This is a genomic window from Haloferax sp. Atlit-109R (genome assembly GCF_003665865.1).
Lineage (GTDB): Archaea > Halobacteriota > Halobacteria > Halobacteriales > Haloferacaceae > Haloferax > Haloferax volcanii.
Genome location: NZ_QPLO01000002.1, coordinates 1,367,718 through 1,390,527 on the forward strand (window position 1 = coordinate 1,367,718; position 22,810 = coordinate 1,390,527).

Below are 22,810 nucleotides of genomic sequence, written 5' to 3' on the forward strand. Positions count from 1 at the left end.
AACTCCCGCGACAGGAGACACTATGACTTACCACGCAGGCATCATCGGAACCGGCGGCATCGCAGGAATGGGCATCCTCGGCATGCACGACGAGGCGGCCATCGGCAAGGAGAAAATCGACGCGAGCCACGCGGGCGGCTACGCCGCGACCGACGACATCGAACTCGTCGCCGTCGCAGACGTGGACGAGTCGAAACTGGACACCTTCGGGGAGGCGTGGGACATCCCCGCCGACCGCCGGTACGTCGGCCACGAGGCGATGCTCGACGCCGAGGACCTCGACGCGGTGTCGGTCTGCACGCCGTCGTTCCTCCACCGCGACCACGTCGTCGACGCCGCGCGCTCCGCGGCCGACCCCTCGGTCGTCTGGTGCGAGAAACCCATCGCGTCGGCCGTCAGCGACGCCGAGGAGATGGTCGCCGTCTGCGACGACACCGACACGGAACTCGTCGTCAACCACTCGTTTCGGTTCACGGACAAGCTCCGTCGGCTCCGCGACCTCGTCCGCGAGGAGGAAATCCTCGGCGACGTGAAGTCCGTGAGCGCGCAGTACCGCATGGAACTCATGCGGAACTCCACGCACGTCCTCGACACCCTCGTCTACCTCCTCGACGCGCGGGCCTCGCGGGTGAGCGGCCACATCACCGGCGAGAACGAGGCGCTCGACGCGCTGGACGCCACGGAGTCGGTCGTCGACGCCGGCGGCGGCGGGCACGTCGTCATGGACGACGGCACGTTCGTCACCGTGGACTGCACGATTCCGCGCGACGTCTCCTCGATGACGCTGAGTTTCATCGGCACCGAGGGCAAACTCTACATGAACAACGACGACGGCGAGTGGCGCTACTGGTCGCTCGAAGACGGCGACCACGTCGAGCGACCGCTCCCCGGTATCGAGGGCGCGTGGACGTGGGAGGGCGACTACAAGGGCTCCTTCGCAAACGCGGCGGCCCACGTGCAGGAACTCCTCGACGGCGACGCCGAAAACTACTCGCCCGGCGTCGCGGCGACTCGCTCGCTCGAAATCATCGTCGGGTTCTACCTCTCGCACTACACCGACTCGACCGTCGATGTCCCGCTTCCGGGGCCGCTCCGCGAAGTTCCGATTACGTCCTGGTAGCCCGCGGGCGGTCGGTTTGTCGCTCACCACGTGTGACCATCCGACATCACCGGATATCGGATTCCTGTCGTGGGTCACTGACAACGCCCTAAATATTCGTGACAGACGCGCTGTCGGTACAGAGTAGCGCCGTTTCGTCACGTTCTCCCCTGGCGGGCGTCAGCGTTACTGACTCACGTCCGGTCACCATATTATTCCCGAATCAATTTAAATGGAACCAACTCTGAATTACAGTTCTATGTGCGTAATGATTTGCGGCGTACGACCCGCGTTGCCGGCGAGAGCACTCAATTCGCCCTTGCGTCCTCGCCTCGACGGACAACCGCAACTGGTCGATTCCACCCCGGACGGACTTCCGCCATCACCGGACAATCATCCGGTAGAACCGGAGCCGCAGGAATCCTCTGGAATCGTCCCGATGTGGGGATTGAGACGGCCGAAAACGAGTGTCTATGGATATTTATTCGATACTGTTGGTCTTGATATATTCGGTCGGAACGGCGTTTCGTCCGCCATGCCCGGACAATTCTCGTCTCCCGGGCGTCAGACCATCCGGTAGACTTCGTCCATCCAACTGTCGTCGGTCTCGACGGTGATGCCGCTCATGACCTCGGCCCAGTCGGCCTGCGCCTCGCTGTTGTCCATGACTTCTTGGATGGCCTCCGGGTCGTCGACTTCCATGAAGCCGAAAACGTGGCCGTCTTTCTCGAAGACGCTGTACGTTTGCAGGCCGGCGTCGGAGTCCAAGTAGGCGGATTCGAGCGCCTCGGGGACGTTCTCGTGTTTCGTTCGGTACTCTTCTCGCTTGCCGTCTTTAATCTCCAGGTGGAACGCGATTCGCGCCATACGGCCTCCGATTCGGCGGCCCCCGTCTTAGCTTTTCGGCGGGTAAGATTTAGTACGGGAACGCCCGTCGTCGATTGTAATGATAGATACCCACACCCACGCGTGGGGTGCCGCGAGCCCGGACCACCCGTGGACCAACGGCCCCATCTTGGACCTCGTCGACAGCTTCGACGTGCACACCGTCTACACCGCCGACCGCCTGCTCGCCGACATGGACCGAAACGGCGTGGACGAGGCCGTCGTCGTGGGCTACCCCATCTGCGACTGGACGGACAACTGGTACACCCGCCGGGTCGCCGCCGAGTACGACCGACTCCACGGCATCGTGATGCTCGACCCCTTCGCCGCCGACGCCGTCGAGCGACTCGACCGCTGCATGGAGACCGACGGCGTCCTCGGTTTCCGACTCGGCGCGGCCTGTCCGTACGACCGCATGTGGGAGACGTTCGACCCGAGCGTGACGTGGCTCGGAGAGAGCGTCGAGGAGACCGCGTTCTGGGAGGCCGCGGTCGAGCACGACGCCACGGTTCAGATTCTCTGCGACCACGGCCAACTCGACCAGGCGCTCGAACTCGTCGAGGCGTACCCCGACCTCACCTACCTGTTCGACCACTTCGCCCACGCGGGCCCGGACACCCCCACCGACGAGGGGACGTTCAGCCGGTTCGCCGACCTCGCGGAACACGACTCGGTCGCGGTGAAGGTCTCGGAAATCGTTCACATGTCCGACTCGGCGTTCCCCTACGCCGACATGCACGACCACGTCCGGTGGCTCCTCGACACCTTCGGGCGCGAGCGGGTCGTCTGGGGCTCCGACTACCCCAACGTCAGCGACGTTGCCAGCTACGCCGAGGCGTGTAACTGGCTCAAACAGGTCGACTCGTTGTCGAAGGCCGACCGGTCGTGGCTGACCGAGAAGTCGTTCCGGCGGCACGTCGACCTCGGGTGAGTGTAATCGGTCGTCACAACGTGCCTCGCCCGCCCATCGTCGATTCGGTGGCTGCTATTCCCGCTCTAGATTGCACCGGTATATTTATTATAATGAATTATAGTGATTTGTAATGGTACACCATGGCAAACAGTAGTTCATCGAACCGGCTCAGCAGGCGGCGATACGTGACTGGGCTCGGAGCGGGTCTCACCGCGGCGTTGGCTGGTTGTATGGATGGCGGAAACGACGGTGGCAACGGTGGGGGTTCCGGCGGAGGCGACGGCTCCGGGGGCTCCGGCGGCGGTGGTTCGGGCTCCCAGTCTCTCGACTTCTGGCTGTTCGGCGGCATCCCCGCCGAACGGGAGTACATCAGTAACCACTACGGCAGTTACGGCGAGCACGACGTCACCTACCAGCACCAAGAGTGGGGACAGAAGTACCAGATTATCGCCTCCGCGGCGGCGAACAACAACCTCCCGGACGTGATGGCCGGCCAGACCCAACAGATTCCCGACTACGTCGGCGCGAGCGCCATCCAACCGCTCGACCAAGAGCAGTTCGCCGACGAGCTAGAGGAGATAAACAGCCGGTTCATCCAGGCGAACGTCGATACGCAAATCTACGACAGCCTCGGTGACACCGAAGGGGAGCGGCAGTGGGGGCTCCCCGGCGGCTACGCCGACCTCGGCCCGTTCGTGGACATCCGAACCGACTATCTCGAACAGACGAGCTTCGACAGCCCGCCGCGCAACTGGGAGGAACTCATCCAACTCGGCGAGGAGATGCAGGAGCTAGACGAGGTGTCGGCGGCGATTACCGCGCCGGGGACCGACTTCGGCCTGACGACCGGCTACTTCATCGGCTTCGTCTACGCCAACGGCGGCCGGTACTTCGACCCCGAGACGCTGGAGGCGACGGTCGACCAACCCGGCTTCGTCGACGCCGTCAGGCTCTATCAGGACATCGCGGACGCCGGGCTGTTCCCCAACTCGATAGCCGAGAACGACCACATCGGTGCGGGACGGCTCCTCCGCGAGGGCGAGTCCGGCATCTTCATCACGTACTCCCACGCCAACGCGGTCTACCAGACGACCGGCGCGCCGCAGGAGTGGCTCGACGGCGAGGGTCACACCGTCACCCGCGCGCCGCTGCCGGACAGCCCGTCGGGGAGCTTCGAACCCCGCGACCTGCTCTTACAGAACGCGCAGGGGTTCATGCTCGGCAACGGCACCGATTCGGAGGCCGAGCTCCGGGCCGCCTTCGACTTCACCGAGTGGTGGAACTCCGAAGAACAGCTCGCGCCGTGGACCTACGACGCCGAGAACGACGTGGGCATCCGCGGGCGCGTCCCGACGCTCGAAAGCGCCTTCGAGGACCCGAGCGACCTCTTCCGGAGCCAGTTCGGGGACCTCGTGACGCTGTACGAGAACGACGATCTGTTCACGCGCACCTCGCGGTTCCCGTCGTTCTCGGGCATCGCGTCGGTCCAGAGCATCATCAACACCGAGGTCATCCAGCCGGTCGTCCTCGGCAACGCGACGGCCGAAGAGGCTTGCAGCGCCGCCAACGAATCGGTTCAGGAAGTCATCGACGAGGAGCTGGCCTGACCATGCGATTCGGACCGTCGCTCGAACGACCGCGGGCCCGCGGTGGTGAGACGAAGCCATGAGCTACTCGAAGCAGGCGAGAGGGTCGTTCGAGAGCGTCTCCGAACGGATTCCCGAAGGGGTCAAGATGTACCTCCCGGTCCTACCGGTGACGGCGCTCGTCGGACTGTTCATCCTCTACCCCATCGCGCAGGCCATCTACTCGAGCTTCTTCAACAAGGACCTGCTCGCGCCCAGCGAGGCCGAGTTCGTCGGACTGGCGAACTACGCCGAAATCTGGTCGAGTCCGACCATCCATCAGGTCCTGTGGAACACGCTCGTCTGGGTCGTCGTCGGTAGCTCCGCCGCTATCGTCCTCGGCTTCTTGATGGGCTGGCTCCTTCACGAGAAGCTCCCGTACACGAGCGTCGCGAGCGCCATCGTGCTCATCCCGTGGGTCCTCCCGCGGGTCGTCGGCGCGTCCATCTGGCAGTTCATGTTCGGCGGGTCGCAGGGTATCATCAACGAACTGCTCGTCCAACTCGGCGTCGTCGACGAGTACATCGTCATGCTCGGCTCGACGGAACTCTCGTTGTGGCCGCCCATCATCGGGATGATTTGGCGGCTCGCACCCCTGTTCGCGCTGTTGACGCTCACGTCCTTGCAGGGAATCGACGAGCATCTCTACGAGGCCGCGCGGATGGACGGTGCGACGCCGTGGGAGCAGTTCCGGTTCATCACCATCCCGATGATGCGGTACAACCTCGCCATCGGGTTCCTCCTGATGCTCATCTACAACATCAGGAACTTCTCGATGATTTGGGTGATGACGAAGGGCGGCCCCGGCGTCTCCAGCAGCACGCTCCCGGTCATGATTTACCGGACGGCGTTCGTCGACTTCGACGTGGGGCTGGCGTCGGCGCTGTCGCTCATCCTGTTCGTCGTCCTGCTCGTGTTCTCGTACTACTACATCCAGGTGTACGACCAAGTGCGGGGTGACGTCTGATGGCGGCACAAGACTCCGACGCCGACCCGGCCGCCGAGTTCCGGCGGAACGAGTCGTGGCTGTTCGACACCACGGCGGGTGCGTACGTCCGCAAGACGGCGGTCGCGCTCCTGACGCTCGTCGTCTTCGCGTTCGTCCTCTTCCCGCTGTACTGGATGGTCGTGACGGCGTTCAAGACCACCGCGGAGATTCAGCAGATTCCGCCGACGGTGTTCCCGAACGACTTCTCGCTTGAGGGCTTCCGGCTCGTCGTCGAGTCGTCGATTCAGGCGGGCGGCTACACCTCGCTGTTCGCCAACCTGTTCGGCTGGCAGGCGTCGTCGGCCATCGACATCGACATCCTGTCGCTCGTGTTGAACAGCCTGAAAGTCGCCGTCGGCGCGGGCGCAATCGCGCTCGTCCTCGGGACGGCCGCGTCGTACGTGCTGTCGCGCCGCGACTTCGTTGGGAAGAACGCGCTGATGAGCATCTTCCTCGCGTCGCTGATGTTCCCGGGGACCGCCATCATGGTCCCCGAGTGGGAACTCGTCTCGGCGCTCGGCCTGTTCAACACGCACCTCGTGTTGATTCTCATCTACGGCGCGATGACCGCGCCGTTCGTCGTCTGGCTGATGAAGGGCTTCTTCGACGACTTCCCGGACTCGATTATCGAGGCCTCCCGCATCGACCAGTGTAGCTCGATAGAGACGTTCTGGTACGTCATCGTGCCGATGGCGCGGAACTCGCTCATCGCGTCGTTCATCTTCGCGTTCCTCCTCGCGTGGAACGAGTTGGTGTTCGCGCTGACGCTCCTCGACAACTCCCGGTACACGGTTCCGCCGGGGCTCCTGACGTTCGTGCAGGGGTTCAACACCCAGTGGAACGTCGTCGCCGCGGCCTCCATCATCATCTCGCTTCCCGTCCTGCTCGGACTGGCCTACATCCAGCGCTACTTCGTGCAAGGACTCACCGGCGGCGCTATCAAGGGATAACACCCTCTCAGCCGCCGTCTTTCGGTGCCGCACACCGCGGCCAATTTTCGCATTCAGTCGCTAGCTTTAAGAGGTGTACTACGATAATGTTTTACAATGACACACCTCACAGTAGACGGTGTCACGAAGATTTTCGGCGACCCCGACAAGGACGGAGTCGTCGCGGTCGACAGCCTCGACATCGACGTCGAAGACGGGGAGTTCCTCGTTCTGCTCGGACCGAGCGGGTGCGGGAAGACGACGACGCTCCGGATGATCGGCGGGCTGGAGACGCCAACCTCCGGGGAGATTCGCTTCGACGACGTCGTCGTCAACGACATCAAAGCCCGCAACCGCGACGTGGCGATGGTGTTCCAGGACTTCGCGCTCTATCCGCACATGACCGTCCGGGAGAACCTCGGGTTCGGCCTCAAGCGGGAGGACAACGGGATGTCGAAGGCGGACATCGACGAGCGCGTCGAGGAGGTCGCCACGATGCTCGAAATCGAACAGCTCCTGAACAACAAGCCCGCACAGCTCTCCGGCGGCCAGAAACAGCGCGTCGCGCTCGGCCGGGCTATCATCCGCGAGCCGCGGCTGTTCCTGTTCGACGAGCCGCTGGCGAACCTCGACGCGAAGCTCCGCAAGACGATGCGGACCGAAATCGACGAACTGCAGTCCGAGGTCGGAATCACCTCCGCGTACGTCACCCACAACCAGGAGGAGGCGATGACCATCGCCGACAAAATCGCCGTTCTCAACGACGGCGCGCTCCAGCAACTGGGACGCCCGGAGGAAGTGTTCAACGAGCCGGCGAACCTCTTTGTCGCGCAGTTCGTCGGCAGCCCGGACATGAACATCTACGACGGCGTCGTCGCCGACGCCGACGGCGGCGCTCGCGTCGAACTCGACGGCGTGAGCTTCGAACTGCCGAGTGACGCCCTCGATACGGAGGTGCCGCCCGGGCGCGTCAACGTCGGGTTCCGCCCGCAGGACTTCTACCAGACGAGCAAGCGCCGCGCCGACGGGCTGACGTTCGACGTGGAGGTCCGCGTCGTCGAGCCGGTCGGCACGAAAGCAATCGTTCACGGAAACGGACCGATGGGCGACGTCACCGCCGAAATCGGCGAGTTCCACGGACTGTCGTCCGGCGACACGCTGTCGCTTTCTATCGCGCCCGAACACGTCTACTTGTTCGACGCCCAGACGGAGGCGCTGCGCAAGGGGCGGCGTATCGAGAACCGAGCCGCCGTCCAGTCGCAGTCCCAGTCGTCCGAGTCCGACGGCGTCGAAATCTGAGCCGAACGTCCGGGAGACATCACCTTCGCCTATCGGACGGGCTTTCGAAGCCCACTCAGCCGCGGCTTCAGCCGCGCTACGGCCGAAATCTCCCACCCGCACCCAAACATATTAATCGGTGTGTTCACATGGTGTAAAACGAGACGAACCCACACGGTTATTCGCAACTATGAAAGCCATCATTCAGACCGGGCCGCGCTCGGTAGAGACACAAGAGCGGGAGGTTCCCACTCCCGGCGCAGACGAACTGCTCATCAAGGTCCACACCGCGGGACTCTGCGGGAGCGACGCTCACGCCTACAAGTACGACGGCGGCTACGAGTGGATTCCCATCCCGCGAATCATGGGCCACGAGTACTCCGGGACGGTCACGGAGGTCGGCGCGAACGTCGAGACGTTCGAGGTCGGCGACAAGGTCGTCGAGGAGCCGATTCACGACTGCGGTCACTGCTTCCAGTGTCGGAACGGTCAGCCGAACGTCTGTCAGAACTTCTCCATTACGGGGATGCACCGCGACGGCGCGTACACGGAGTACGTCACCGTCACCCCCGAGCACGTCCACGCGGTTCCCGAGGGCGTTCCCCTCCGGCACGCCGCCATCACGGAGCCGACGAGCATCGCCACCCGCGCGGTCCTCGACCAGTCGGTGACGACGCCCGGCGACAACGTCCTCGTCGAGGGGCCGGGCCCAATCGGCGTCCTCGTCGCCGCCGTCGCCGACTCCCTCGGCGCGAACGTCGTCGTCTCCGGACTCGGTCAGGACGCGGCGTATCGCCTCCCGCTGCTCGAAGACCTCGGCATCGACACGGTGAACCTCGAAGAAGAAGGCGGCCTCGACGGGCGGGTCGAGTCGCAGACCGACGGCATCGGCTTCGACGTGGTCTTCGACGCGACGGGTCACCACAGCGGCGTGGTCTCCGGGAACGACGTGGTCCGCAAGGGCGGCCAAATCGTCGTCGTCGGCATCCCGAACTCGGCTAGCGAACTCAGCCTCACCTCGACCGTCCGCGGCGAGGTCGACATCAACACCTCCTACGGCTCGACGTGGACGAACTTCGAGCAGGCGCTTCGCCTGATGGAGCGCGGCGAAATCGCGGTCGAGAAGATTCTCGACACCTCTTACAGCGTCGACGACCCCGCCGCGGCGTTCGAAGCGTTCCTCGGTTCGGAGACCTGCAAGCCGGTCTTCCAGTTCGACGGCTGAACGGCCCCGCATTCCGGCCGCGAACCGCTCGACGACAGAAACTATTTTACCCGTGCCGATTGGATGTGAGGTCGTACCAAACAAATCATGGAGATTACAGACATCTCAGCGACGAAAATCAGCAACGAGTCGTGGGGCGAGTTCATCGAATTCCCGCTCGTCACCATCATGTCGAAGTACGACGAGTACCGCAACGTCGACGGTGAGAACCCGCAGGCCCGCCGCAAGTGGATGGGCCCCGTGGGCGACGTGGTGGTCGAGGTCGAGACGGACGCGGGCATCACCGGCGTCGGCGTCGGTAACTGGGGTACCGGAGCCATCGCCACCGTCGTCGAGGAGACGCTGTCGAAAATCGTGGTCGGGGAAGACCCGATGCAGCGCGAACTCCTCTGGGAGCAGATGTACCGCGCCACGCTCCCGTTCGGCCGGAAGGGCGTCGCGGTCATGGCCATCAGCGCGGTCGACCAGGCGCTGTGGGACATCGCCGGGAAGGACGCCGGCAAGCCGGTGTACGAACTGCTCGGCGGCCCCACCAAAGACGAGATCCCCGCCTACGCGTCGAACCTCCACCCCGTCGACATGGAGAAGCTCGAACGCGAGGCGGTCCAGTACGTCGAGGAGGGCTTCGACGCGATGAAACTCCGCTTCCTCCACGGCCCCGAGGACGGCCGCGCGGGCATGAAGAAGAACGAGGAAATCGTCGCGACGGTCCGCGACGCCGTCGGCGACGAAATCGAAATCGCGGGCGACGCCTACATGGGCTGGTCAGTCAAGTACGCAAAGGAGATGACCCAGCGCCTCGGCAAGTACGACATGGCGTGGGTCGAAGAGCCCGTCATCGCCGACGACATCTCCGGCTACGCCGAGGTCCGCGAGGCCGCGCCGATGCCGATTTCGGGCGGCGAACACGAGTTCACCCGCTGGGGCCACGAGGACCTCCTCGAAGAAGGTGCGGTCGACATCCTCCAGCCCGACGTGGGTCGCGTCGGCGGTATCACGGAACTCCAGAAGGTCGCCGACATGGCCGAGGTCCACGACGTGCCCGTCATCCCGCACGCCGGCACGAACCCGACGCTCCACGCCATCGCCGGTCACACGAACATGCCGATGGCGGAGTACTTCCCGACTCCCGAGTGGTTCGAGGAGCGCCAGGAGAAACGCGAGTCGACCTACGCCGACGCCATCTTCCAGAACCCGCCGTCGCCGGAGAACGGGTCGATTCCGCTGCCCGACGAGCCCGGCGTCAGCACGCAACTGAACCGCGAGGCGCTCGAACACTTCGCCATCGAGTAACGATGTCGGACATCAGCTTCGAGTACAACGTCCCCGTCTTCGCCGGCGCGCCCGACGAGGGGACCGAGCCGACGCACCGCGACACCCCGCAGTACGAGGCGCTCGACTGGGAGACGACCAAGATGGGCGTCCAGAAGGCGGAGGAACTCGGCTTCGACGCGGTGTGGGCACCAGACCACCTGCTGTTGGGTCGCGACCACGCCGAGTACGAATGTTGGACGCTGCTGTCGGCCATCGCCGGCTTCACCGAGGACATCAACCTCGGCTCGCTCGTCCTCTGTAACGACTACCGCAACCCGGCGCTCGTCGCCAAGATGGCGGCCACGCTCGACGTGATTTCCGACGGGCGGCTGGAACTCGGCCTCGGCGCGGGCTGGCACGAACCGGAGTACGACGCCTACGGTTGGGAGTACCGCGACGGCTTCGAGCGCCTGATGCGACTCGACGAGTCCATCCGTCTCATGAAGCGCATGTGGGCCGCCGGCACCGACGGCGCGAGCTTCGACGGGAAGCACTACCAAATCGAGGACGCCTACTGCGTCCCCGGTCCCGTGCAGGACCCCCATCCGCCCATCCTCGTCGGCGGGCAGGGCGAGGAGGTCACGCTCAAACTCGTCGCCAAGCACGCCGACGTGTGGAACACCGACGTGTTCAACGGCGACGTGGAGACGCTCGAACACAAAATCGGCGTCATCGAAGACCACTGCGAGACCGTCGGCCGCGACCCCGACGACATCGAGTACTCGTGGGACGGCCACGTTATCTGCACCCGCGACGAGGAGAAGTTCGACCGCCTGCTCGACCTGATGACGCCCATCCAGTTCGAAGAAGAGTACCAAGACCAAGCGCCCATCGTGACGGAGGAAGACGCCCGCGAGTACTTCATCATGGGGACGCCCGAGGAGTGCGCGGAGGCCATCGATCGCCGCATCGACGCCGGCGTGACGAAGTTCCAGGGTTGGTTCATCGACTTCCCCGACACCGGCGGCATGGAACTGTTCGCGGACGAAGTCATCCCGCAGTTCAACTGAGGCACCCGCGAGTCGAGCGCGGCGCGCTCGGGTCGCGCTCGCGTCGCCCTTGCGCACTCGCTTTCTTTTTTCGCATCCTCTCGTCAGTCGTCTCCCCGACAGGTACAGAATTTGAATTATTTAAATTATACAAAAAATTCTCCATCCCCGAGTTCGGCGCTCGTGACCGTTCCACCGTTTCCGGCAATAGCGGAAAGACATTTGAGGGATGAGGGTTCATAACCAACTATGACGAAGGACGTCCCGGTCAACGCGGTCAAAATCTCGCTCGAACTCGTCGACCTCCTGCGGGAACTCGACGGGGCGGGCGTCTCGGAGGTAGCCAAGCGACTGGACAAGCCGACCAGCACGATTCACGACCACCTGCGGACGCTGGAGCAACAGGAGTACCTCGTCAAGGAGGGCGACACCTACTACGTCAGCACGCGATTCCTCCAATTGGGCGCGCACGCGCGCTCTCGACAGAAGGTGTTCAACATCGCCCGCCCCGAGATAAACGAACTCGCGCAGGTGACCGGCGAGCACGCGAATCTGATGATCGAGGAACACGGTATCGGCGTCTTTCTGTACCGCTCGCGGGGTCCCGACGCCGTTCGTCTGGACACCCACGCCGGGATGCGCGTCCCGTTGCAGACGACGGCGCTCGGGAAGTCTATCATGGCGAACCGGCCGCGGGAGGAAGTCGAGGGCATCTTGGACCGCCACGGACTGGAGGCGGTGACCGACCGCTCTATCACCGACCGCGAGGAACTGTTCGACGTGTTGGAGCAGGTCCGCGAGCGCGGTTACTCCTACGACGACGAAGAACGGGTCAAGGGCATGCGCTGTGTGGCCGCGCCGATACTCAACGAGGACGACTACGCCATCGCCGCCGTGAGCGTCTCGGGGCCGAAAAGCCGGATGCGCGAGGAGCGCTTTACCGAGGAGCTGCCGAACCAGATTCTCAAGAGCGCGAACGTCATCGAGGTGAACCTCACGTACTCGTAGTCGGCGGGTCGGCGGCCTCGGGCCGCCCGCCTCGCTCCCGTCGTCGCAATGCTGCGTAGAGCGCAACAGTTACGTACCACGGTGTGGCAGAGTGTAACGATGCAACTCGTTCGATACACCGCGGGCGGTGCTCCCGAGTGGGGCGTCCGCCGCGACGACGATGTCGTCCCGCTTTCCGGCCTCCGCGAAGACGTGACCGTCCAGAACCTCAACAGCCCCGGCTTCCTCACCGTCGTCGAGGACGCCGCGGACGCCGCCGAGGACCAGTCGGTCCCCGTCGAGGAGGTGAAACTCCTCGCGCCCGTGCCGCGCCCCGGTAAAATCGTCTGCGTCGGCCTCAACTACCACGACCACGCCGAAGAACAGGACGAGGAAGTCCCCGAACGCCCGCTCCTGTTCGGGAAGGCCGGTACGTCCGTCACGAACCCCGGCGACCCCATCGTCCACCCGGCGGCCATCGACGAGGTAGACTACGAGGTCGAACTCGGCGTCGTCGTCGGGCAGACGGCCAAGAACGTCGACGCCGAGGACGCTTTCGACTACGTCGCGGGCTACACCGCCATCAACGACGTGAGCGGCCGCGACGCGCAGTTCGACGACGGCCAGTTCTTCCGCGGCAAGAGCTACGACACGTTCGCCCCGATGGGGCCGACGTTCGTCCCCGAGGGCGACGTCGACCCGCACGACCTCGACGTCGCCTGCCGCGTCAACGGCGAGACGAAACAGGAGTCCAACACCTCCGAGTTCATCTTCGGCGTCGACGAGGTCGTCGAGTACATCAGCGGCATCACGACGCTCCGCCCGGGCGACGTCATCTCCACCGGCACGCCCGGCGGCGTCGGCATCTTCCGCGACCCGCCGGAACTGCTCGAACCGGGCGACAGCGTCGACGTGGAAATCGAGGGCATCGGCACGCTAACCAACCCGGTCGTCGCCGAGCGCGACGAGTAACCGCCCGCCGTACAGCACAATTATTTATAGGATATCCCGGTACTACCGACTATGAGCACGCACACAGACACCCGACTGAGAGACAGGCATATCGTCGTGACCGGCGGCGCGCGCGGCATCGGCCGCGGCATCGCGGTCCGCTGCGCCCGCGCCGGGGCCGACGTATCGATTTTCGACACGAAGCCCGGGGTGGCCGCCGAGACGGCCGACCTCGTCCGCGAGGAGGGCGGCGAGGCCGAGGTGTACGAGGTCGACGTGACGGACGCCGAAGGCGTCGAGACCGCCGTCGACGCCGCAATCGAGGCGCTCGGTGACATCCACGGCCTCGTGAACAACGCGGGCGTCCAGCAGGCCGTCCCGCTCCTCGAAACGACCGAAGACGACTGGGACCTCCACTTCGAGGTGAACGCCAAGGGGACGTTCCTCGTCTCCAAGGCCGTCGCCAGCCGGATGGTCGACGGCGACATCGAGGGCAGCATCGTCAACATCTCGTCGGTCGGCGCGGAGCGGCCGTTCGCCGGACAGGGCGCGTACGGCGCGTCCAAGGCGGCCGTCCTCGCCTTCACGACCGTGCTGGCGAAGGAACTGAGCGACCACGGCATCACCGTCAACGCGCTCAAACCGGGCACCGTCGAGACGCCGATGGTCGAGGAATGGCTCGACGAGCACGCCGAGCAGTCGGGCAAGTCGCCGGACGAAATCCTCGCGGAGACGCTCGACGTGCACATCCTCGACCGAATCGGCCAACCCGAAGAAGTGGGCCACGTCGCGGTCCTGCTCCTCTCCGAGGAGGGCGACTGGATAACCGGCGAGTCCATCGCCGTCGACGGCGGCTACCTCAAACACTAGTGTTCGCCGCGACGACTTCGAGAGCCGCCCGAAGCGTCCGAAATCGATGCTTTCGACTCCCCGAGCCGGAGCCGGAACCCGAGCGTTCGGCCACAGTACTCACACGCAGTCCGGCATTATCGGATATTGATTGTGTAGAATCTGGCGGCCGGGCGAACTGAACCGCGGCGTGCCCGTCGCGGCGCGCGCGACCGCCGCGAGGATGCGAAATCAAGCGACTCGGAGATGTCCGCACCGACTCGCGCCGCCGCAGTTGGTGGCCTGTCGTCGCCGTCCGTGACTCGTCCAATTCACCTCTGGCACTCAGCGACGAGCTCGTGGCTTTGAGCACCGGATTTCGCCTCCGTGGCAATAATAGTCATAAACATAACTCACATATCGGTGTGTCGTGTAACAGCACGTGGGTGGAGCAATCCGACCCATGTGTAATCAGCATCCCGTGCATCCAGCACGATAGCCATCAGTACGTCAGTCATACTGTACGCACGGTAGCCCCCACCGAGTACGCCTGCCCAACTGATACTCGTGAACACGTGGCGCGGCTACCTACCGAGCACAACGTCCCATTGATGCTCTATTTTTCGGTCGTCTCCCGTCGGCTACGTAGCGTCTGCCTTCCCGACTCCGGCCCCGCGTTACTGCCCAGTCTCCGCGCGAGTCGTCGAACCCCATCTATTCCGTCCGACATTGCCGGATATTACTAGTTCGATTCCGACGAACGCGCCTCACCGAGTGTGGCGAATCGCTCTCCAAACCTGAAGATATTTCACGCCACCGTGTGAAAAGCGAGTAATGGGTACCGACCAAAGCACGAACCGTCGCCTAAGCAAGGTAGAGCGGGTCATCGAGACGTACGACTTGGACGGATTCGGCGAGCAGCTCGCCGACCGCTGGACGGCTCCCGAGGACAGCGACAGCCTCCGGGACCTCGCGGATCTGATGAACGAGAAGGTGCTCGACGCCGCGCTCCGCAAGGCGGGCGAGGACGTCCTCGAAGGCGAGGTCGAGAACCTGTACACGCTTCTCACCGGCGACGAGACCACGGAGGGGATGCGCGTTCAGGCGAAGAACACGCTCCAGTCCCGCGGCGTCGACGTCGACCAACTGCTCTCGGATTTCGTCTCTCACCAGGCGGTCTACACCTACCTGACGGATATTCGCGGCGTCTCGAAGGACTCCTCGTCCGGAAACAGAATCGACAACGTCATCGAGTCCATCCAGCGACTCCGCGGCCGACTGGTCGCGGTCATCGAGCAGAGTCTGAGTTCGCTCCGCAACACGAGCAAACTCCGACTCGGTGACTTCGATGTCCTCGTGGACACGCAAGTGTACTGCCGCGACTGCGGGACGCAGTACGAGGTCGTCGAACTGCTCCAGCGCGGCGGGTGCGACTGCGACGAGAGCGAATCGAACTAACTGATTACATACTTAGCGCTGTCACATTATCCTCGACTCAACGGGTGATTTTATATTGGTGTACCTGTTGGGTCAAGGTATGAGCTCAGAACAAGTGTCAAAATCCAAAGTCCACCTTTCGGTCGAGAATATCGGTGGCATCGACAACCTGTCAACGTCGTTCGAGCCGGGCGTGACCGTCTTGGCGGGTCGAAACGCCACGAACCGAACGTCGCTCTTGCGGTCCATCATGGCCGCCCACGGGAGCGACGACGTGGCGCTCAAAGGCGACGCCGACGAGGGCTCCGTCGAACTCACTATCGGCGACGAGACGTACACTCGAACGTTCGAGCGGCAGGGCGACACGGTCATCTCCGGCGGGAACCCCGTCCTCGACGACCCGGACCTCGCGGACCTCTTTGCGTTCCTGCTCGAAACGAACGACGCCCGACAGGCGGTCGCCCGCGGCGACGACCTCCGGGACCTCATCATGCGTCCGGTGGACGTCGAGTCGATAAACGAGCAGATCGAGTCGCTCCAGCAGGAGAAACGCGACATCGCCGACGAGCTCTCGACGCTCAGCAACCTCTCCGACCGCCTGCCGCAGCTCGAACGCCGGCGGACGAAGCTCGAAGACCAAATCGAGGAGAAGGAAGACGAACTCGCGGAGAAAGAACAGGAGGTCGAGGAGTACGACGCCAGCGTGAGCGAGCGTCAGGAAGTCGAGAGCGAACTCGAATCCAAGCTTGGCGACCTCCGGAGCAAGCGCCGCGACATCAACGACGTGGACCGCCGCATCGAGACGGAAAAACAGAGCCTCGACGCGCTCGAATCCGAGGAAGCGGAGCTTGAGGACGACGCCGAGGACCTCCCGGAGGTCGCCGGCGGCAAAATCGACGAAATCGAGTCCGAAATCAGCCGCCTCCGAACGCGCCGGCAGGAGATTCAGTCGACCGTCAACGAGCTTCAGTCCGTGATTCAGTTCAACGAGGAGATGCTCTCGGGCACGTCCTCGGACGTCGTGGACGCGCTCCGCGACGCCGACGACGCCGGCGGGAGCGTCACCGACCAACTGCTCGGCGACGACCAGGTCGTCTGCTGGACGTGCGGTTCCGAGGTCGACAAGTCCGAAATCGAGGGGACGCTCGAACGCCTCCGGACGCTCCGCGAGGAGAAGCTCGAAGACAACCGCGACCACCGCGAACAGCTCTCCGAACTCGAAGACGAGAAGTCCACCTACGAGCGCCGCCAGCGCGAGCGCGACCGCATCGAGCGCCGCCTCTCCGAAATCGAAAGCGAGCGCGAGACCCGCCAAGAGCGCATCGAGGAGCTCAAATCCGACCGCTCGGACCTCGAAGCCGAAATCGACTCGCTCGAACAGACCGTCGACGAACTCGAAAGCGAGGAACACGGCGACCTGCTCGACCTCCACCGCGAGGCGAACCAGCTCGAATACGACCTCGGCCGCCTCCGCAGCGACCTCGAAGACGTCGAAGACGAAATCGCCGACATCGAGCGCCAACTCGACGAGCGCGACGAACTCGAAGCGGCCCGCGAGGACATCGAAGACGAACTCGAAGAGCTTCGGACGCGCATCAAGCGCCTCGAATCCGAGGCCGTCGAGGAGTTCAACACCCACATGGACGACGTGCTCGACGTGCTCGAATACGACAACCTCGAACGCATCTGGATCGAGCGCACCGAAAAGCGGGTTCGGGAGGGCCGAAGGAAGGTCACGAAATCGGTGTTCGACCTCCACGTCATCCGGACGAACGAAGACGGCGTGAGCTACGAGGACTCCGTCGCCCACCTCTCGGAGTCCGAGCGCGAGGTGACCGGCCTCGTGTTCGCGCTCGCGGGCTACCTCATCCACGACGTCTACGAGACGGTGCCGTTCATGGTCCTCGACTCGCTCGAAGCCATCGACTCGAACCGCATCTCGCGGCTCGTGGACTACTTCGCGGACTACGCCGACTACCTCACCGTCGCTCTCCTCGAAGAGGACGCGCAGGCGGTCGACAGTTCCTATCCGCGCTACTCGCCGGCGTAACGACGCCGACAGCGCTTCGTTTTTCTCGTTTTTCATCCCCGCGTCGAGTCGCGTCGCGAACGGCGCATCTCGTTTCGAGTTACACTATTAGGTGTGTCACGAACTGGACATTGACGGCGACAGGGCGACGCGCTCAGGAGAGCGCGATGCTCAGTTCCAACTCCTCTGCGATGCCGAGGAGGACTTCGGTGAGACGGTCGAACTGCTCGCCTTTCATCCGGTTGGAGGGGCCGGCGACGCTCAGCGCGCCGAACACGTCGCCGTCCGGCCCCATGACGGGCGCACCGACCGCGCGAACCCCGCTGATCTGCTCTTCGACGTTCAACGCGTAGCCGCGCTCTCTGATTTCGGCGAGTTCGTCGAACAGCGCCTCCTCGTCGTGAATCGTCTGTTCGGTCTCCTTCGGGAGGCCGATTCGGTCGACGATTTCTCGGACCCGTTCTCGCGGCATGTTGGCGAGGATGGCTTTCCCGCTCGCCGTCGAGTGGAGATAGACGCGCTTTCCCACCGTCGACTGCGTCCAGACGCCGTGTTTTCCGGGTGCGGTGTGGACGTACACGCCCCGCCCGTGTTCCTCGACGGTGAAAATCGAGCGCCGCTCCGACTCCTTCGAGAGGACGTTGGTGTAGTGTTCGGCCTTCCCGAATCGGCGTTTCCGCGTTCGGACGAAGTTCCCGAGACCGAGGAATCGAAGCCCGAGATGGTAGGTATCGCCCTCTTTGACCACGTATTCCTGCGCTTCGAGAGTCGTCACGTGAGTGTGTGCGGTGCTCGGCGCGATGTCGAGTTCGCGGGCGATTTCGGTCACGCCCGCCCCGTCGCGCTCCCTGAGTAGTTCGACGATTCTGAGGGTTGTGACCGTCGTTTTGAGCGAGCGGTCGTTCGCGGTTTCGGTCATTATCTGCGGGTCGTCACCATTGCACATAGTATTTTCGCTGCTCCCGAATACCAGTTGTTCGATAACGAATGCGGGCCACGCTGACGCCGAAACGAGTTGTTTGTGAACTATGTGCATGCTTTGCGGCTGGATTGGGGTGCGACGCCCCGCCTCGAAGACGGCGAGGTCAACGACCGAAAAACGGCAGAGAGCGGTCCGGAAACGTCCGAAACGCGGGAGCAACGACGCTCGTCAGATTTCGGCGTTTCCCGGTGTTTGGATTCGTTCCTCGTGAATCGTGCGTTCAGTGGGTGATTCGAAGCCCGAACGTTCACCGCTCCGGAAGTGTTATTATCGTTTCTCCAGTCCAATCGCACGAGACGCAATGAACCACAACGAGACGTTCGAGACGGTCGAGTCGCTGGAGGCGGAACTCGTCTCACTCACCGAGTCGCTCTGGGAGCAGCCGGAGCTCGGCCTTCACGAGACCGAATCCGCCGAGTTGCTCTCGTCGGTCCTCCGCGACGCGGGATTCGACATCACCGAGGGCATCGGCGGGATGCCGACGGCGTTCAGCGCGACCTACGGCGAGGGCGAACCGCACGTCGGCATCCTCGGGGAGTACGACGCCCTGCCCGGGCTGTCGCAGACGGTGTCGTCGAACAGGGATCCCGTCGAGGCCGGCGCACCGGGCCACGGCTGCGGACACAACCTGTTCGGCGTCGCCGGCGTCGGGGCCGCCCTCGCCGCGAAGCGCGCCATCGACGACGGGCGGGCCGAGGGAACGGTCACGTTCTTCGGCTGTCCCGCCGAGGAGATACTCGTCGGCAAGGTGTTCATGGCCCGCGACGGGGCGTTCGACGACCTCGACGCCGCGCTCACGTGGCACCCGAGCCATCTCAGCGCGCCGTTCATGGCGCAGACGCTCGCGATGAACTCCGTCGAGTACACGTTCCACGGCGAGTCGGCGCACGCCGCCGACAGCCCGCAGTCGGGTCGGAGCGCGCTCGACGCCGTCGAACTGCTGAACACCGGGTCGGAGTTCATGCGCGAGCACGTCTCCGACGACGCCCGCATCCACTACACCATCCCCGACGGCGGCGGCGCGCCGAACGTCGTCCCCGCGGAGGCGACGGCGTGGTTCTACGTCCGCGCGCCGACCCGCGACGAGGTCGACCGCATCACCGACTGGCTCGACGACGTGGCCGAGGGCGCGGCGCTCATGACCCAGACGACGGTCTCCCGGCGGTTCCACACGGGCTGTTACGACTACGTGGCGAACCACGCGCTGTCCGATGCACTGCTGGAGAACATGCGACTCGCCGGCCCCATCCCGTACACCGACGAGGACCGCGAGTTCGCCGCGGAGCTTCAGGAGACGCTCTCGGCGGAGACAATCGAGGCGCGGACGGCGCAACTCCCCGAGGAGCGGCGCGAGGCGGCGCGCTCGTCGGTGCTGTATCCGGACGCCCAGCCCTCCTACGACGTGGGGACCGTCCTCAACGGCTCGACGGACGTCGGCGACGTGAGTTGGATTACGCCGACCGCGCAGTTCTGGGCGGCGTCGTGGCCGGTGGGGACGCCCTCGCACACGTGGCAGGCCGTCGCCGCAAACGGGAGCTTCGGGTCGAAGGCCGCGGTGTACGCCGCGAAGGTCCTCGCGGCGACGACGCTCGACCTGTTTTCGGACGAGGCGCTGGTGGCGGCGGCCCGCGAGGAGTTCGAAGCGTCCGTCCCCGGCGACTACGAGTGTGCGCTGCCCGAGGGGACGGAGCCGCCGTTCCACCTCACGTTGTAGGTGGCGAGCGTCGGGAAAATCAGCTCTCGTTTCGGTTTGCGGTTTCGCTCGATTTCGTCCGTCTATCCGTCTCTCCGCCTCTCCGTCGCCGAGGCCCGCGTTACTCCAGTTCCGACCGGAGATGCGTCAGGATGCGGTCGGTCGTCGATTCGATGACTTCTTCGAGGAACTCCGGGTCGGACTGCGTCGGGTCGCCGAGGCCGCCCTCGACGGTCAGGTCGTCGAAGTGGGCGTACTGGCGGACCTCGTATCGGTTCTTCTTCGTCTGCGGCGTCTTGCGGTCGCCGCGGACGAGGTCGGGACGGTAGTGCTCGATGACGCTCGTCTCGTACTCGCCGGCGTGGCCCCACTCGGTACCGAACCGCGCCTCTAACTGGTCGCGGGCGAAGTCGGTCCAATGTGCGTAGTACGAGTCGAGTCCGTGGTCGCGCTGGAGTCGGTCGAGGGCGAGTTTGTGCGGTTCGATGTTGCCTCCGTGGAAGTTGGCGACGAGAAACCGGGTCCCGCCGTGGCGCTGGACTGACCGGCCCACGTCGATGATTATCTCCTGGTACGTGTCGGCTCCGAGCGAAATCGTCCCCGCGTAGTTGATGTGGTGCTCCGAGTAGCCGTACGGGAGCACCGGCAGAACGAGGAGATTCAAGTCGTGTTCCGGGGCCGCCGCGGCGAGCTCCGCGGTCAGGTTCTCCGCTCGGATGGAGTCGACCGAGGTCGGGAGGTGCGTCGAGTGCTGTTCGGTTGCCCCACAGGGGAGCACGACGAAGTCCGCCTCGTCGAACGCGGTTTCGGCTTCCTGCCACGTCATCTCCGCTAGGAGCGACTGTGACTCCGTTGAGTCCATAGGGAGATACGCACAGCTTCCATATATAATACTTTTTGAATCGGAATTTTTAGCAGACAACGGGAAACGAACACACGGTATGCAAACGCTTATGTTGGTGATGCCGAAATGATTCGGCGTCAATGATGAGAGAGAGTGTCTCACGTAGAGATATACTGAAAACGACGGGTGCGTCGATACCCGTCTTGCTCGCCGGCTGTACGTCCGACTCCGGGTCCGAAACGACGAGCGAGGGAGACGGCGGTGGCGGCGAAACGACCGCGGGCGGCGCGACCGAGACGGCCGCCGGCGGTTCCGACGCGACGATAAACATCGGCCAGGCGCTGAACCCCGTCCGATTCGACCCGATAACGCAGCTTTCGAACCCCGACGCGCTCGTCGCGAACCGGGTGTTCAGTCAGCTGTACACCTACGGCGAGGGGACCGACGTGGTCCCGAACCTCGCGACGAGCATGCCGACCATCGAGCGGGACAACACCCGATACATCGTCGAAATCGTCGACAACGCGATGTTCCACAACGGCGACCCGGTCACCGCCGAGGACGTGGCCTACTCGTTCCGCGCGCCCATCGAGGAGGAGACGCCCCTCCTGGGCATCTTCAGCGTCATCGACTCGGTCGAGGCAATCGACGAGACGACGGTCCAGTTCGACCTCTCGAACCCCTACGCGATGTTCCAGCACGTCCTCACCCATCAGGTCGTGCCGGAGGCCGTCCGCGAGGAGGACAAAGAGGCGTTCAGTACCCAACGGCCCATCGGCTCGGGGCCGTTCAAGTTCGTCGAGTGGGAAGAGAGCAACTACGTCACGCTCGAACGCTGGGACGACTACTGGGGCGACGAACTACCCGACGTCGCGGGCGTCGAGTTCACCCCCATCACGGAGTCGACGACGCGCGTCACCAACCTCCGGACGGGCGACGTGGACGTTATCGAGACGATTCCGCCCCGACTTTGGGAGACCGTCGAGGGCACCGAAGACACGAGCATCTCCGAGGTGGAGAGCGTCGGCTACTTCTACGTCGCGTTCAACTGTAACGAGGGGCCGACAGCCGACAAGCGCGTCCGCGAGGCCATCGATTACAGCTTCTCGATGGACGACGCGGTCGACCGCTACATCGACCCGGCCGGACTCCGCCAGTACGGCCCGCTTCCGGGGCCGATGGTCGAAGAGTGGGACATGCCGCTCGAAGAGTGGATGGAGATCCCGAACGACAAGGACGTCGAGCAGGCGACGGCGCTGTTCGAGGAGGCCGGCGTCCCCGCCGACTGGGACGCGAAGATTATCGTCCCGCCGGACGACAACCGCGAGAACATCGGCCTCTCTATCGCCAACGGCATCAAGGAGGCCGGCTACGAGGCCCACGTCGAACGGCTCGACTGGGGCGCGATGCTCAGCCGCGCCTACACCGGCAACGCCTCGGACTACAACATCTACGTCCTCGGGTGGGTCCGCTACCCCGACCCCGACGACTTCATCTACAACCTGTTCCACGAGGACTCGGAGGGCGTGAACCAGGGCGTCTACTACAAGAACGACGAGGTGATGGAGCAGATTCAGGGCGCGCGCGAATCGACCGACCGCGACGAGCGCCAACAGCTCTACCAGTCGGCCATCTCGACGCTCCTGGCGGAGAAGGTCCACCTCCCGGCGTTCAACTACAAGAACTCCTACGGCGTGAAGTCCACCGTCAGCGACTTTCAGGTCCACCCGGTCTCGCCGCAGAACCCGCGGCTCCTCACCGGCTACAACAACGTCTCCGTCGACAGATGACGGTACCCTGTCGGTAACAGTTAC

The 22,810-nt window shown here is 64.2% G+C and carries 19 protein-coding genes; 16 read left to right on the forward strand and 3 right to left on the reverse strand.

Annotated elements, in window-relative coordinates:
- Positions 1–22 precede the first annotated feature (22 nt).
- Positions 23–1,120: a Gfo/Idh/MocA family protein gene (locus tag DVK03_RS15350; RefSeq protein ID WP_008607086.1), complete on the forward strand. Its 1,098-nt coding sequence runs from the start codon at positions 23–25 to the stop codon at positions 1,118–1,120.
- A gap of 543 nt (positions 1,121–1,663) precedes the next feature.
- On the opposite strand, the gene DVK03_RS15355 is transcribed toward DVK03_RS15350, so the two are convergent.
- The gene (locus DVK03_RS15355) at positions 1,664–1,966 is read right to left on the reverse strand and encodes an L-rhamnose mutarotase (protein WP_004061665.1); all 303 of its coding nucleotides are present in this window, start codon (positions 1,964–1,966) and stop codon (positions 1,664–1,666) included.
- 79 nt (positions 1,967–2,045) lie between these two features.
- Here DVK03_RS15355 and rhcC point away from each other — a divergent pair, with 79 nt between their 5' ends.
- From rhcC to DVK03_RS15420, 13 genes are all read left to right on the forward strand, one after another.
- Positions 2,046–2,915, forward strand: a complete 870-nt coding sequence (gene rhcC / locus DVK03_RS15360; protein WP_004061663.1) for an L-rhamnono-1,4-lactonase — start codon at positions 2,046–2,048, stop codon at positions 2,913–2,915.
- 212 nt (positions 2,916–3,127) lie between these two features.
- The gene (locus tag DVK03_RS15365) at positions 3,128–4,504 is read left to right on the forward strand and encodes an ABC transporter substrate-binding protein (RefSeq protein WP_115803555.1); all 1,377 of its coding nucleotides are present in this window, start codon (positions 3,128–3,130) and stop codon (positions 4,502–4,504) included.
- Positions 4,505–4,562: 58 nt separating this feature from the next.
- Positions 4,563–5,489 (forward strand): carbohydrate ABC transporter permease, encoded by a 927-nt coding sequence (locus DVK03_RS15370; RefSeq protein ID WP_115803554.1) that lies wholly within the window; start codon positions 4,563–4,565, stop codon positions 5,487–5,489.
- The gene (locus DVK03_RS15375; RefSeq protein ID WP_004061658.1) at positions 5,489–6,460 is read left to right on the forward strand and encodes a carbohydrate ABC transporter permease; all 972 of its coding nucleotides are present in this window, start codon (positions 5,489–5,491) and stop codon (positions 6,458–6,460) included. Before DVK03_RS15370 ends, DVK03_RS15375 begins: the two co-directional genes overlap by 1 nt.
- A 96-nt stretch (positions 6,461–6,556) precedes the next feature.
- A complete protein-coding gene (locus DVK03_RS15380) occupies positions 6,557–7,738 on the forward strand; it encodes an ABC transporter ATP-binding protein (RefSeq protein WP_006599984.1) in 1,182 nt (393 codons plus the stop codon).
- 169 nt (positions 7,739–7,907) lie between these two features.
- Positions 7,908–8,942: a 2-keto-3-deoxy-L-rhamnonate dehydrogenase gene (gene rhcE / locus DVK03_RS15385; protein ID WP_115803553.1), complete on the forward strand. Its 1,035-nt coding sequence runs from the start codon at positions 7,908–7,910 to the stop codon at positions 8,940–8,942.
- Positions 8,943–9,029: 87 nt separating this feature from the next.
- Positions 9,030–10,235: an L-rhamnonate dehydratase gene (rhcD, locus tag DVK03_RS15390; RefSeq protein WP_115803552.1), complete on the forward strand. Its 1,206-nt coding sequence runs from the start codon at positions 9,030–9,032 to the stop codon at positions 10,233–10,235.
- A gap of 2 nt (positions 10,236–10,237) precedes the next feature.
- The gene (locus DVK03_RS15395; protein WP_008609137.1) at positions 10,238–11,266 is read left to right on the forward strand and encodes a TIGR03560 family F420-dependent LLM class oxidoreductase; all 1,029 of its coding nucleotides are present in this window, start codon (positions 10,238–10,240) and stop codon (positions 11,264–11,266) included.
- 228 nt (positions 11,267–11,494) lie between these two features.
- Positions 11,495–12,253, forward strand: a complete 759-nt coding sequence (locus DVK03_RS15400; RefSeq protein WP_008609140.1) for an IclR family transcriptional regulator — start codon at positions 11,495–11,497, stop codon at positions 12,251–12,253.
- Positions 12,254–12,352: 99 nt separating this feature from the next.
- Complete coding sequence (rhcF, locus tag DVK03_RS15405; RefSeq protein WP_006599980.1) at positions 12,353–13,204, forward strand: 2,4-diketo-3-deoxy-L-rhamnonate hydrolase; 852 nt, start codon at positions 12,353–12,355, stop codon at positions 13,202–13,204.
- Positions 13,205–13,255: 51 nt separating this feature from the next.
- Complete coding sequence (gene rhcB / locus DVK03_RS15410; RefSeq protein WP_115803551.1) at positions 13,256–14,053, forward strand: L-rhamnose 1-dehydrogenase; 798 nt, start codon at positions 13,256–13,258, stop codon at positions 14,051–14,053.
- Positions 14,054–14,845: 792 nt separating this feature from the next.
- Positions 14,846–15,469, forward strand: a complete 624-nt coding sequence (gene rdfA / locus DVK03_RS15415; RefSeq protein WP_004061642.1) for a rod-determining factor RdfA — start codon at positions 14,846–14,848, stop codon at positions 15,467–15,469.
- Positions 15,470–15,548: 79 nt separating this feature from the next.
- Positions 15,549–17,498 (forward strand): archaea-specific SMC-related protein, encoded by a 1,950-nt coding sequence (locus DVK03_RS15420; protein ID WP_115803550.1) that lies wholly within the window; start codon positions 15,549–15,551, stop codon positions 17,496–17,498.
- Between the two features lie 133 nt (positions 17,499–17,631).
- On the opposite strand, the gene DVK03_RS15425 is transcribed toward DVK03_RS15420, so the two are convergent.
- Positions 17,632–18,396, reverse strand: a complete 765-nt coding sequence (locus tag DVK03_RS15425; RefSeq protein WP_115803549.1) for an IclR family transcriptional regulator — start codon at positions 18,394–18,396, stop codon at positions 17,632–17,634.
- 364 nt (positions 18,397–18,760) lie between these two features.
- Here DVK03_RS15425 and DVK03_RS15430 point away from each other — a divergent pair, with 364 nt between their 5' ends.
- Entirely contained in the window at positions 18,761–20,173 is a 1,413-nt protein-coding gene (locus DVK03_RS15430; RefSeq protein WP_115803548.1) for an amidohydrolase, read from the forward strand.
- Positions 20,174–20,273: 100 nt separating this feature from the next.
- On the opposite strand, the gene DVK03_RS15435 is transcribed toward DVK03_RS15430, so the two are convergent.
- On the reverse strand, positions 20,274–20,978 hold the full coding sequence (locus DVK03_RS15435; protein ID WP_004061634.1) for a creatininase family protein: 705 nt from the start codon (positions 20,976–20,978) through the stop codon (positions 20,274–20,276).
- 221 nt (positions 20,979–21,199) lie between these two features.
- Here DVK03_RS15435 and DVK03_RS15440 point away from each other — a divergent pair, with 221 nt between their 5' ends.
- Positions 21,200–22,786 (forward strand): ABC transporter substrate-binding protein, encoded by a 1,587-nt coding sequence (locus DVK03_RS15440; RefSeq protein ID WP_115803547.1) that lies wholly within the window; start codon positions 21,200–21,202, stop codon positions 22,784–22,786.
- Positions 22,787–22,810: the final 24 nt, after the last annotated feature.

Excerpts from the sequence above, each read along its gene's own strand:
- rdfA (WP_004061642.1), top strand. The coding sequence starts at position 14,846 with ATGGGTACCGACCAAAGCACGAACCGTCGCCTAAGCAAGGTAGAGCGG.
- DVK03_RS15350 (WP_008607086.1), top strand. The coding sequence starts at position 23 with ATGACTTACCACGCAGGCATCATCGGAACCGGCGGCATCGCAGGAATG.
- rhcD (WP_115803552.1), top strand. The coding sequence starts at position 9,030 with ATGGAGATTACAGACATCTCAGCGACGAAAATCAGCAACGAGTCGTGG.
- DVK03_RS15395 (WP_008609137.1), top strand. The coding sequence starts at position 10,238 with ATGTCGGACATCAGCTTCGAGTACAACGTCCCCGTCTTCGCCGGCGCG.
- rhcC (WP_004061663.1), top strand. The coding sequence starts at position 2,046 with ATGATAGATACCCACACCCACGCGTGGGGTGCCGCGAGCCCGGACCAC.
- DVK03_RS15365 (WP_115803555.1), top strand. The coding sequence starts at position 3,128 with ATGGATGGCGGAAACGACGGTGGCAACGGTGGGGGTTCCGGCGGAGGC.
- DVK03_RS15380 (WP_006599984.1), top strand. The coding sequence starts at position 6,557 with ATGACACACCTCACAGTAGACGGTGTCACGAAGATTTTCGGCGACCCC.
- DVK03_RS15430 (WP_115803548.1), top strand. The coding sequence starts at position 18,761 with ATGAACCACAACGAGACGTTCGAGACGGTCGAGTCGCTGGAGGCGGAA.
- DVK03_RS15425 (WP_115803549.1), bottom strand. The coding sequence starts at position 18,396 with ATGACCGAAACCGCGAACGACCGCTCGCTCAAAACGACGGTCACAACC.
- rhcB (WP_115803551.1), top strand. The coding sequence starts at position 13,256 with ATGAGCACGCACACAGACACCCGACTGAGAGACAGGCATATCGTCGTG.
- DVK03_RS15355 (WP_004061665.1), bottom strand. The coding sequence starts at position 1,966 with ATGGCGCGAATCGCGTTCCACCTGGAGATTAAAGACGGCAAGCGAGAA.
- DVK03_RS15420 (WP_115803550.1), top strand. The coding sequence starts at position 15,549 with ATGAGCTCAGAACAAGTGTCAAAATCCAAAGTCCACCTTTCGGTCGAG.
- rhcF (WP_006599980.1), top strand. The coding sequence starts at position 12,353 with ATGCAACTCGTTCGATACACCGCGGGCGGTGCTCCCGAGTGGGGCGTC.
- DVK03_RS15400 (WP_008609140.1), top strand. The coding sequence starts at position 11,495 with ATGACGAAGGACGTCCCGGTCAACGCGGTCAAAATCTCGCTCGAACTC.
- DVK03_RS15435 (WP_004061634.1), bottom strand. The coding sequence starts at position 20,978 with ATGACGTGGCAGGAAGCCGAAACCGCGTTCGACGAGGCGGACTTCGTC.
- DVK03_RS15375 (WP_004061658.1), top strand. The coding sequence starts at position 5,489 with ATGGCGGCACAAGACTCCGACGCCGACCCGGCCGCCGAGTTCCGGCGG.
- rhcE (WP_115803553.1), top strand. The coding sequence starts at position 7,908 with ATGAAAGCCATCATTCAGACCGGGCCGCGCTCGGTAGAGACACAAGAG.
- DVK03_RS15370 (WP_115803554.1), top strand. The coding sequence starts at position 4,563 with ATGAGCTACTCGAAGCAGGCGAGAGGGTCGTTCGAGAGCGTCTCCGAA.